The organism is Alsobacter sp. P4_H11 (assembly GCF_056400925.1).
This window is the reverse complement of the sequence record NZ_JBFUKI010000015.1, coordinates 77,241-86,164: the sequence shown is the minus strand read 5'-3', so window position 1 is coordinate 86,164 and position 8,924 is coordinate 77,241. Positions and strand designations below refer to the sequence as shown.

General features: G+C 66.7%; 10 protein-coding genes. 7 read left to right on the top strand and 3 right to left on the bottom strand.

The genetic code is table 11. The features are described 5' to 3' along the window. Window positions 1-15: 15 nt before the first annotated feature. A complete protein-coding gene (locus tag AC1DSZ_RS22195; protein ID WP_476840501.1) occupies window positions 16-189 on the bottom strand; it encodes a Flp family type IVb pilin in 174 nt (57 codons plus the stop codon). Window positions 190-246: 57 nt separating this feature from the next. Beyond that, on the bottom strand, window positions 247-423 hold the full coding sequence (locus tag AC1DSZ_RS22190; protein WP_476840500.1) for a Flp family type IVb pilin: 177 nt from the start codon (window positions 421-423) through the stop codon (window positions 247-249). Between the two features lie 203 nt (window positions 424-626). Here AC1DSZ_RS22190 and AC1DSZ_RS22185 point away from each other — a divergent pair, with 203 nt between their 5' ends. The 5 genes from AC1DSZ_RS22185 (at window position 627) to AC1DSZ_RS22165 (ending at window position 5,080) form a co-directional block, all read left to right on the top strand. Beyond that, window positions 627-1,286 (top strand): HAD-IA family hydrolase, encoded by a 660-nt coding sequence (locus AC1DSZ_RS22185; protein WP_476840499.1) that lies wholly within the window; start codon window positions 627-629, stop codon window positions 1,284-1,286. 41 nt (window positions 1,287-1,327) lie between these two features. Continuing rightward, entirely contained in the window at window positions 1,328-2,119 is a 792-nt protein-coding gene (locus AC1DSZ_RS22180; protein WP_476840524.1) for an ATP12 family chaperone protein, read from the top strand. 94 nt (window positions 2,120-2,213) lie between these two features. Beyond that, window positions 2,214-2,639 (top strand): organic hydroperoxide resistance protein, encoded by a 426-nt coding sequence (locus AC1DSZ_RS22175; RefSeq protein WP_476840498.1) that lies wholly within the window; start codon window positions 2,214-2,216, stop codon window positions 2,637-2,639. A gap of 136 nt (window positions 2,640-2,775) precedes the next feature. After that, a complete protein-coding gene (locus AC1DSZ_RS22170; protein WP_476840497.1) occupies window positions 2,776-4,308 on the top strand; it encodes an acyl-CoA carboxylase subunit beta in 1,533 nt (510 codons plus the stop codon). A 115-nt stretch (window positions 4,309-4,423) separates the two neighbouring features. Then, the gene (locus AC1DSZ_RS22165; RefSeq protein WP_476840496.1) at window positions 4,424-5,080 is read left to right on the top strand and encodes a hypothetical protein; all 657 of its coding nucleotides are present in this window, start codon (window positions 4,424-4,426) and stop codon (window positions 5,078-5,080) included. Here AC1DSZ_RS22165 and AC1DSZ_RS22160 read toward each other — a convergent pair. Further along, entirely contained in the window at window positions 5,077-6,039 is a 963-nt protein-coding gene (locus tag AC1DSZ_RS22160; protein WP_476840495.1) for a glycosyltransferase family 8 protein, read from the bottom strand. The genes AC1DSZ_RS22165 and AC1DSZ_RS22160 overlap by 4 nt on opposite strands. Window positions 6,040-6,259: 220 nt before the next feature. Between AC1DSZ_RS22160 and AC1DSZ_RS22155 the strand changes: the two genes are divergently transcribed. Together AC1DSZ_RS22155 and AC1DSZ_RS22150 are read left to right on the top strand one after the other, a co-directional pair. Continuing rightward, entirely contained in the window at window positions 6,260-6,703 is a 444-nt protein-coding gene (locus tag AC1DSZ_RS22155; RefSeq protein WP_476840494.1) for a hypothetical protein, read from the top strand. A 144-nt stretch (window positions 6,704-6,847) separates the two neighbouring features. Continuing rightward, window positions 6,848-8,851: an acetyl-CoA carboxylase biotin carboxylase subunit gene (locus AC1DSZ_RS22150; protein WP_476840493.1), complete on the top strand. Its 2,004-nt coding sequence runs from the start codon at window positions 6,848-6,850 to the stop codon at window positions 8,849-8,851. Window positions 8,852-8,924: the final 73 nt, after the last annotated feature.

Sequence of the window (8,924 nt, the reverse complement as noted above, 5' to 3'; positions counted from 1 at the left end):
TTGGACGAGCGGTGTTCAGTTGATCGTCTTCACGCTGTTTGCCGTCGCCTTGAATTGCTCTTCGATGCTGTTATGCAGCGTTCGAGCTCCGGTCAGGATTCCGAGTCCGACAAGCAGTGCAATCAGTCCATACTCGATGGCGGTCGCCCCCGACTCGTCCTGAACGAATTGCTTAAATATGGCGTACATGGGCTCCGTCCGAAACATGCCTGCATGGGGCTTGGCCCCATGCAGGCGGATGCTGTCTTAGTTCTTGATCGCCTTAAGGTCGGTGCCGACCTGCGTGAACTGATCGCTTACGGCGTTGCGCAGGGTCTTGGCGCCCGTCAGAATCCCGAGGCCCAGAACAGCGGCAATCAGGCCGTACTCGATGGCAGTCGCGCCGGACTCGTTACGGAGGAAGGACCTGAAAAACTTGGTCATTTCGTTAGCTCCTGTTTGCATCTGCCATTCGTTGTGGCACGAGTTGACTATAGGTATGAGCCTTTAACCGATCGTATCCAGGAGCTTGCCTGATGTGTTTCTGTGGGTTCAGGCTGATTTGTGGTGAGTTAATTGTAAATATACTTTAGGTTGCATCGAGGTTGTGACCACAACCACTTTCGGTGGATTCGGAGGTGCCCACGTTGCTTTTCGCGTTGTTTGATATGGACGGCACTTTGGTGGACAGCCGGGAGTCGATCCTGACGTCTCATTGGGAGGCGTTCACAGCGGCAGGCCTGGCATTGCCGGCGGACGCTGAACTGCTGGCCTTGGTGGGGTTGTCGCTACGGCCGACGTTCCTGCGGCTCGTCGGCGACGATGGACCCGTCGACCAACTCGTCGATCTGTACCGCGAGGCGTTCCGGAGGCGTGTGTCCGCGCCGGGGTACCGGGAAGCGGTTTTCACCGGAGCCGACCAGATCCTGCGGAGCCTCTCCGCCGACCCGCAGGTCACGCTCGGCGTCGCGACGGGCAAATCGCGGCGCGGTGTAGATCGCATCCTGGCCGGACATGGTTGGGGCGAGCTCTTCGCCACCATCCAGACGGCAGACGATGCGCCCTCGAAGCCGCATCCCGGGATGGCGCTTCAAGCCATGGCGGCGGCCGAAGCCCGGCCCGACGAAACCGTGGTGATCGGCGACACTACCTTCGACATGCTGATGGCCAGGGCCGCGGGCGCGCGGGCCATCGGCGTGAGCTGGGGGCATCATCCGCCCGGCGCGCTCGTGGAGGCCGGGGCGGAGACGGTGGTCGAGAGTTTCGCCGAACTCGAATCCTTGCTTCTGGATGGCGCGCAGCGGTGATCAGGCTGGACAACGTCGCCCGGGGACGCCATGTCCCGGCGATGTCGAACGATCAGAACGCCTGGTTCCCTGACGCCAACGGCCACGATCCAGTCCGCGCCGCGCGATCGGCCTCCGCGGCGCCGTCCTTGCCGCGGCGCTTCTATAAGGAGGCGGGCGTGGCCGAGAAGGATGGCGGCTTCGTCCTCACCCTGGACGGACGCCCGGCCCGCACGCCCGCCAAGGCGCCGCTCGCCTTGCCGAACCGTCCTGCCGGCGAGGCGGTGGCCGGCGAATGGGCCGCGCAAGGCGCCGAGATCAATCCCGCCACCATGCCGATGACCAAGCTCGCCAACAGCGGCATCGATGGCGTGGCGCGGATGCGCGACGACGTCGTGGACGAAATCGTCCGCTACGCCGGATCGGACCTGCTTTGTTACAGAGCCGGGGAGCCGCCCCGCCTGGTGCAGCGCCAGGCCGAGGCGTGGGATCCCGTGCTGGAATGGGCGCGCGAGGATCTGGGCGCGCGTTTTTTCCTGGCCGAAGGCGTCATGTTCATCGAGCAGCCCTCGGGCGCGCTGGATGCGGTTCGGCGGGAGGTCGAGGCGGTGCGCGATCCGATCGCCCTTGCGGCGCTCTCCACCATCACGAGCCTTACCGGGTCCTCGCTGCTGGCCGTTGCGGTGGCGCGCGGGCGGCTCTCGGCGGCGCAGGCCTGGGCTGCCGCGCATGTGGACGAGGACTTCCAGATGGAAGTCTGGGGCCTCGACGACGACGCGCTAGAGCGTCGGGCGAAGCGCTGGGCCGAGATGGACGCGGCCGCCACGCTGCTGCGCCTGATCCATTCTGCTTAGGCGGAGCGCCGGTGGGGCTGCCTTGGCGGCCGCACGCCCTATGATCTCCAGGTCAATGTTTCGCGGCGCGCGCCGCCAACCAGGAGATCCCCCCATGGACCAACCCAAGGTCGTCTATACCGCCCATGCGTCCGCGACCGGCGGGCGCGATGGCCGCGCCGTGTCGTCTGACGGCGTGATCGACGTGAAGCTCTCGGTGCCGAAGGAGATGGGCGGGGCCGGCGGTGAGGCCACGAACCCGGAGCAGCTCTTTGCGGCCGGCTATTCGGCCTGCTTCCTGGGCGCCATCAAGGCGGTGGCGCGCAAGAGCAACGTCAAGGTGTCGGACGACGCCAAGGTTTCGGCTGACGTCGGCATCGGCCCGATCCCGACCGGCTTCGCGATCAAGGTCGACCTTCACATTTCGCTGCCCGGCATTGAGCGGCAGCAGGCCGAGCAGCTCGTGCATGACGCCCATATCGTCTGCCCGTATTCCAACGCGACCCGCAACAATGTCGAGGTCAGCCTGACCGTCGAATAAGACAGAGGTGCGGGGAGGGCTTTGCGCCGTCTCCCCCATCCGTCGAGTTCCAACCTGCGTCCGGCGCATGCTAAGCAGCCGGACGCAGGTTTTTTTGTGGGCGGCCGACTCGGCCGGGCCACGGAGGCACGATCGCATGAAGGACATTCTCGAAAGGCTCGACGATCGGCGCGCGGAAGCCAAGCTTGGCGGCGGGCAGAAGCGCATCGAGGCGCAACATGCGCGCGGCAAGCTGACGGCGCGCGAGCGCGTCGAGCTGCTGCTCGATAAGGGCTCCTTCGAGGAATTCGACACCTTCGTGCAGCATCGCTGCACCGATTTCGGCATGGAGGCCAACAAGGTTCCGGGCGACGGCGTGGTGACCGGCTGGGGCACCATCAACGGCCGCACGGTCTTCATCTTCGCCAAGGACTTCACGGTGTTCGGCGGCTCTCTGTCGGAGACGCATGCGGCCAAGATCACCAAGATCCAGGACATGGCGCTGAAGATGCGCGCCCCGATCATCGGCCTGTTCGACGCGGGCGGCGCCCGCATCCAGGAGGGCGTGGCGGCGCTGGGCGGCTATGGCGAGGTGTTCCGCCGCAACGTCCAGGCGTCAGGCGTCATTCCGCAGATCTCCGTGATCATGGGCCCGTGCGCGGGCGGCGACGTCTACTCGCCCGCGATGACGGACTTCATCTTCATGGTGCGCGACACGAGCTACATGTTCGTGACCGGCCCTGACGTGGTGAAGACCGTCACCAACGAGACCGTGACGGCCGAGGAGCTCGGCGGCGCCAAGGTCCACACCACGAAGTCCTCTGTGGCCGACGGTGCCTGGGACAATGACCTCGAGGCGCTGCTGCAGGTGCGCCGCCTCATGGACTTCCTGCCGGCCAACAATACGCAGGGTGCGCCGGTGTGGCCGAGCTTCGACGCCGAGGACCGGGTCGAGATGTCGCTCGACACGCTGGTGCCGGACAATCCGAACAAGCCCTACGATATGAAGGAGCTGATCGCGAAGCTTGCCGACGAGGGCGACTTTTTCGAAATCCAGGAGAGCTACGCGAAGAACATCGTCACGGGTTTCGCCCGGATCGAGGGCCGCAGCGTCGGCGTGGTCGCCAACCAGCCGATGGTGCTCGCCGGCGTGCTCGACGCGGACGCTTCCCGCAAGGCGGCCCGCTTCGTCCGTTTCTGCGACGCCTTCAACATCCCGATCGTGACGCTCGTGGACGTGCCAGGCTTCCTGCCCGGCACCGCGCAGGAATATGGCGGCCTCATCAAGCACGGCGCAAAGCTGCTCTTCGCCTATGCGCAGGCCACTGTGCCGCTGGTGACGGTGATCACCCGCAAGGCGTTCGGCGGCGCTTATGACGTGATGGCGTCCAAGCACATCGGCGCCGACGTGAATTACGCCTGGCCCACCGCCCAGATCGCCGTGATGGGCGCCAAGGGCGCGGTGGAGATCATCTTCCGCCAGGACATCGGCGACGCCGAAAAGATCGCGGCGCGCACCAAGGAATACGAGGAGCGCTTCCTGTCGCCCTTCGTGGCGGCCGAGCGCGGCTTTATCGACGAAGTCATCATGCCGCATGGCACGCGTCGCCGGGTGGCGCGCGCGCTCGCGATGCTGGCGGAGAAAAAGGCCGAGCAGCCCTGGCGCAAGCACGACAACCTGCCGCTCTGATCGGCTCGGCCAGGTTGTTTTCGCGGTTGCGGGCCTTTACGGGCCCTCAAGCATGCGGCGCGATCGCAACCTCTCGTTAAGGCGGCTCACAGCAATTAGCGCCAAATTGGCCGCAATGGCCCTTGGCGTGGAGTTGCCTGTGTTCTCGGCGTTCGATCCCGACTTTTGTATTCCCAAGCGGCAAGCGGCCGGTGATCCGGAGGCCGTCCACCTGGCCGAGCTCCGGGCGCTCCGCACGGAGGCGCTCGGTGGCGCGGCCGTGGCCCACCGCGTTCGCAAGGTGCTGATGGCGCATGCCGACCGGGCGGTGACCCGTCGCGAGGCCGAGGCGCTGTTCGACATCGCCGAAACCACGCGCGAAGGCGCGTCGGCCGACTTTGCGGCGCTGCTTGCGGCTGCGGTGGCCAATCATCTGCTTTCGGCCGGCGCAGGCGCGGCGGAGGCCTCGATCTTCGCCCGGAGCTTCTGGCTCGACGAAACCGTGCTGGCGTCCGCGCAGAGCGGCGTGACGGCGCCGTCGTTGTTCGCGCAGGTGGTGACCGCCGCTCTCACCGAGGAGCGGGTGAGCGCCTGCGAAGGCTGGGTCGCGCGCGGCGCGTCCGACGCCACATTGCAGGCCGTTACGCGGGCGGCGGACCCGGCTCGCAGCTGGGTCGCGGAGCGCCTCGGCCGGCGCAGCGCGGCGCTTTCGAGGGCGGAAGCGCTGCTGGTCGCGGTGTTGAAGCCGTGCTGCGATCTCACGCCTGCAGGCGCGGTCGCCAAGGCGGCCTAAGCCGACGCTCGCGGGCGCCAGCCGTCCACGAAGCTCAATGTTCCAAGAACGGCCCGCAGGCGCTCCCGGAAGGGCGCCATGCGGGCCTTTTTCGTTGGATCGTCAGGCTGGGGCGCGGCAGGCTCGACGGCATATCCAGGCCAGGGAGACGCCGCGAACCACGCGGCGTAAGCCTCCGCGTGCGCAGGCGCGCCCGGGTAGCCGGCTTCCCACGGCTTCGGGCGGTTCACGAAATGGCGGACCACGGGCTCGATCTCGTCCTCAATGTCGAGCAGCAGGAAGTCGCCCATGAAATTGTAGCGCGGCGAAAGCGGCGCGAAGGCGCCCTGGATGACGCTGTTCAGCGCGCTTTGCTCCAGAAACGGGAAGCGCGCCGGCGCGGACCGCAGCCTTGCGGCCGCCTCCTCGGCGACGCCGGCCAGCGTCCACGCATGCCGGTCGATCAACGTCAGCCCGTTGTTGAAGTAGGGCGTATCCGGCGCGAGCCCGAGCTCAGCCCGATAGGCGCGGAACTCGGCCGTGAGCGGGCCGTCCTCGAAGTCCTTCAGGAAGATCATGTCATAGGCGGCCGCCAGGGCGCGCCCACCCAGATCGAGCCCGGCCAAACGCGCGAGGCCCGGGCGGACGACCTGCATGTCGGCGTCCATCGAGACGAAACGCTCATAGCGCTCGGGCAGGACGCGATGCAGCGCAAGGCGCCGGTTCACCGCCGAGGTGAAATGCCCGCGCGTGGGCAGGTCCGCGACGTGCCGGGCCCAGTCCACCGGCAGCAGGGTGATGCGGCCGCGCAAGGTGGGGTCGAGATCCTCGAAGCCCTTAGCGACGTCGCGGTCCTCGCAGAGGAACAGGATGTCGAGCCGCTCGGCGTCCGGCTGGGCCAGCAGCGTCGCGGCCGTGAACACCGCAGGGCGGAAATACAGGGCGTCCGGCGTGAAGCAGACGGGCAGGGGAGCGGTCATGACGCGTTCCGCAGGTGGGCCTCCTGCCTAGCCTGCGGAACGACTGCTGTGAATAGCCCGCCTTGGGATTCATCTTCAAGTAAGCATGCGTGATCAGGCCTGTTTAACCTGAATGCTCGTTAGGACATCGTCCTTTAACTTGCGCTCCATACGTGTGGATCAATGATTACTGCACGAAAGAGAGAAGAGCGGCGACAATAAAGCCGCGGAGGTCAAACAGATGAACGCCAACCGCATCCAGAACGTCGTGATCCGGACCATCGAGAAGCAATCGATTGCTCTGGATGACGTCCGCGAAATACAGCGGCTGATCGACGATGCCGGGATCTCGAAGGAAGAGGCCGAGGGGCTGATCCGCATGGAGCGCATGGTCGCGAACGCCTGCGACGCCTGGGCCGAGTTTTTCGTCGAGGCGTTGACCGCCCACCTGGTCTGGGAGCGCCGCCCCACCGGCTACATCCGCGACGAGGACGCCGCCTGGCTGATCACGTGCCTGCAGATGGCGCGCAGCGGCCCGGCCCTGAATGTCGGCCCGCTCCTGATCAACCTGGTTCGCGAAGCCGAGCGGGTCGACCACGCCGTGATCGCGCTCGCTCTCGAGGAAAACCGCGGCTTGCGCGCCCTGCAGGACCCGGAAGTCGCGCTGGTGCGCCGCGCCGCCTGAGCTACAGCTTCAGTTCGACAGACAGACGGGCGTGGCCGCAAGGCTGCGCCCGTTCGCGTCTCAGTCCTTCGGTGAGTGGACGACCCCGCGCCCGCAGCCTAGAAACGATCTCGAATCCAGCGTGGCTTCGATCTCGGGACGGGCATGTTCAACAAAATCCTGATCGCCAACCGCGGCGAAATCGCCTGCCGCGTCATCAAGACAGCGCGCCGCATGGGCATCAAGACCGTTGCGGTCTATTCGGACGCCGATCGGGACGCGCTGCATGTCGAGATGGCCGACGAGGCCGTCCATATCGGCCCGCCCGCCGCGGCCCAGTCCTACCTGCTGATCGAGAAGATCGTCGAGGCCTGCAAGGCCACAGGCGCCGAGGCGGTTCACCCAGGCTACGGCTTCCTGTCCGAGCGCGCCGCCTTTCCGAAGGCGCTCGAAGCGGCCGGCATCGTGTTCATCGGTCCCAATCCCAAAGCCATCGAGGCGATGGGCGACAAGATCGAATCAAAGAAGTTCGCCAACGCCGCCAAGGTGTCCACCGTGCCGGGGCATCTCGGCGTGATCGAGGATCCCGCTCACGCGGTGACGATCGCGGACGAGATCGGCTATCCGGTCATGATCAAGGCTTCCGCCGGCGGCGGCGGCAAGGGCATGCGCATCGCCTATTCGGCGGACGAGGTGGCGGAAGGCTTCGCGCGCGCCAAGTCGGAGGCCGCGTCCTCGTTCGGCGACGACCGGGTCTTCGTCGAGAAGTTCATCGTCGACCCGCGCCACATCGAAATCCAGGTGCTGGGCGACAAGCACGGCAACGTCATCTATCTCGGCGAGCGCGAGTGCTCCATTCAGCGCCGCAACCAGAAGGTGATCGAGGAGGCCCCGTCGCCGCTGCTGGACGAGGCAACCCGCCGCCTCATGGGCGAGCAGGCCTGCGCGCTGGCCCGGGCGGTGGGCTATGATTCCGCCGGTACGGTGGAGTTCGTGGCCGGGCAGGACCGCTCGTTCTTCTTCCTCGAGATGAACACGCGCCTGCAGGTGGAGCATCCGGTCACCGAGATGATCACCGGCGTCGACCTCGTAGAGCAGATGATCCGCCTCGCGGCGGGCGAGAAGCTCTCGATCACGCAGGACGACGTGAAGCTGAACGGCTGGGCGGTGGAGAGCCGCGTCTATGCCGAGGACCCGACGCGCAACTTCATGCCGTCCACCGGCCGGCTCGTGAGCTACCGCCCGCCGGCCGAGGGCCGCACCGGCGACGTGACGGTGCGCAACGACACGGGCGTGTATGAGGGCGGCGAGATCTCGATCTACTACGATCCGATGATCGCCAAGCTGGTGACGCATGCGCCGACGCGGCTGGAGGCCATCGAGTCGCAGGGCAGGGCGCTGGACGCCTTCGCGATCGAGGGCATTCGCCACAACATTCCGTTCCTGTCCGCCCTGATGGCGCATGAGCGCTGGAAGGCCGGGCGCCTCTCGACCGGCTTCATCGCCGAGGAATTTCCCGAGGGCTTCAAGCCGATCGCCCCGGAGGGCGAGACCGCGCACCTGATGGCGGCCGTCGCGGCCGCGATCGACCACAAGCTGAACCAGCGCAAGCGCGGCATCTCGGGCCAGCTGCGCGCCGCCGCGCCCGTGCAGTTCGAGACCGAGCGGGTGGTGATGCTTGGCGGCCAGCGCTTCGACGTGACCATCGAGGACATGGCCTATGCGACCGTGGTGCGCTTCGGCGAAGGCCACTCGCACGAGGTGTCGTCGGGCTGGCGGCCGGGCGAGCCCGTGTGGCAGGGCACTGTCGACGGGACCGAGGTCGCCCTGCAGGTGCGGTCCTTGCTGAACGGCGTGTCGCTGTCGCATGCCGGCGCCTACGCGGCCGCGCGGGTCTATACGCGCCGCGAGGCCGAACTCGCGGCCCTGATGCCCGAGAAGGTCGCGGCCGACACCGGCAAGTTCCTGCTCTGCCCGATGCCGGGGCTCGTGAAGGCGATCTCGGTGGCCGAAGGGCAGGAGGTCAAGGCCGGCGAGATGCTGTGCATCGTCGAGGCCATGAAGATGGAGAACGTGCTGCGCGCCGAGAAGGACGCCACCGTGGCCAAGATCCTGGCCAAGGAAGGCGACAGCCTTGCGGTCGACGCCGTGATCATCGAGTTCAGGTAAGAGCCGCCATGGACCGCGAGCCTCCGGCTCGCATCCAAGGGCTGTAGGCTCGCAGCCGAAGGCGCGCGCTCCA

Bases quoted from the DNA above. Each gene is read 5' to 3' on its own strand.
- AC1DSZ_RS22160 (WP_476840495.1), bottom strand. From the start codon at position 6,039: ATGACCGCTCCCCTGCCCGTCTGCTTCACGCCGGACGCCCTGTATTTC.
- AC1DSZ_RS22155 (WP_476840494.1), top strand. From the start codon at position 6,260: ATGAACGCCAACCGCATCCAGAACGTCGTGATCCGGACCATCGAGAAG.
- AC1DSZ_RS22175 (WP_476840498.1), top strand. From the start codon at position 2,214: ATGGACCAACCCAAGGTCGTCTATACCGCCCATGCGTCCGCGACCGGC.
- AC1DSZ_RS22180 (WP_476840524.1), top strand. From the start codon at position 1,328: ATGTCGAACGATCAGAACGCCTGGTTCCCTGACGCCAACGGCCACGAT.
- AC1DSZ_RS22150 (WP_476840493.1), top strand. From the start codon at position 6,848: ATGTTCAACAAAATCCTGATCGCCAACCGCGGCGAAATCGCCTGCCGC.
- AC1DSZ_RS22165 (WP_476840496.1), top strand. From the start codon at position 4,424: ATGGCCCTTGGCGTGGAGTTGCCTGTGTTCTCGGCGTTCGATCCCGAC.
- AC1DSZ_RS22195 (WP_476840501.1), bottom strand. From the start codon at position 189: ATGTACGCCATATTTAAGCAATTCGTTCAGGACGAGTCGGGGGCGACC.
- AC1DSZ_RS22190 (WP_476840500.1), bottom strand. From the start codon at position 423: ATGACCAAGTTTTTCAGGTCCTTCCTCCGTAACGAGTCCGGCGCGACT.
- AC1DSZ_RS22170 (WP_476840497.1), top strand. From the start codon at position 2,776: ATGAAGGACATTCTCGAAAGGCTCGACGATCGGCGCGCGGAAGCCAAG.